The sequence below is a fragment of the Deltaproteobacteria bacterium genome, assembly GCA_011773515.1.
Taxonomy (GTDB): Bacteria; Desulfobacterota; Deferrimicrobia; order J040; family J040; genus WVXK01.
In genome coordinates this window covers 2,874-3,742 of record WVXK01000061.1, presented here as the reverse complement: position 1 = coordinate 3,742, position 869 = coordinate 2,874, and the positions used below count along the sequence as shown (strand labels likewise).

Annotated in this window: 1 protein-coding gene and 1 pseudogene (1 of these 2 only partly in view); both read right to left on the bottom strand. The window is 49.4% G+C overall.

Features of this window, described 5'->3' with window-relative positions; translation table 11 throughout:
• Window positions 1-632, bottom strand: a 632-nt coding sequence (locus tag GTN70_06760; protein ID NIO16685.1) for a class I SAM-dependent methyltransferase, incomplete at its 3' end; no start/stop codon positions are given.
• 33 nt (window positions 633-665) lie between these two features.
• Window positions 666-869: pseudogene (locus GTN70_06755) on the bottom strand (QacE family quaternary ammonium compound efflux SMR transporter) (it continues 99 nt past the right edge of the window).

The window sequence follows — 869 nt, the reverse complement described above, 5'->3', positions numbered from 1 at the left end:
CCTGATGAAATATAGATCATTCCCCCATATCTTGTTTCGAATGTGGTTTCACTATAATAACGCTCTACCGATTCCCAGGGACGAACATTGAAGTACTCGGGAGTGTATCCGAATGGCTCTCCGAGCTTCAAGACGATGCTGAACAACCATGATGGTAAGTTTTCTGGCTGTTTGCCATCGACGATTGATATGCGCCCACCGGGTACGAGGGACTGAGAGGCTGCCTTGATCACACGGTCATATTCGGGTATATAGCCGAAGAGGCCCGTTGCAAGGACACCGTTTACCCCTCCCGGGAAATTATAGGCAGAGATATCTGTCTTTATCAGGTCCACGTTTTGCCAGCCGGATCGCCTGACTCTCATCCGTGCGATGTCGAGCATTCCTTGCGTTAAGTCAACCCCTATGATTCGACCCTCCGGCCCTATCCGTTCCATAAGAAGAGGAAAGTTCAAACCGGTACCACAGCCGAGCTCGATGACTGAATCGCCTCGTTGAAGTGACAGGTTCTTTATTGCGATTGAACGGTACGTCTTCATACGCAAGCCGATCAACCTGAATAGCGTGGTAGTGAAATCGTAATGCTTCGCTCCCGTTTGATACATATCCTGGACTTTTTGCCTTGAAATCATGGTATCACCTCCAGTTTTTGTGCGCCCCGCGTCTCAATTCCCAGCTCCGCTGAGATGCAGCCCAATGACACCGGCGACGATAAACGCAATGCTGACTATTTTCAATGCAGGCAATGGTTCCTGGAAATAGAGGATGCCAATGGTTGCTATGAGAACGGTACCGATCCCTGACCAGATGGCATAGGCAAGACTTACATCGATACCTTTCAATGCAAACGTCAGTGCGGCAAAAGATGC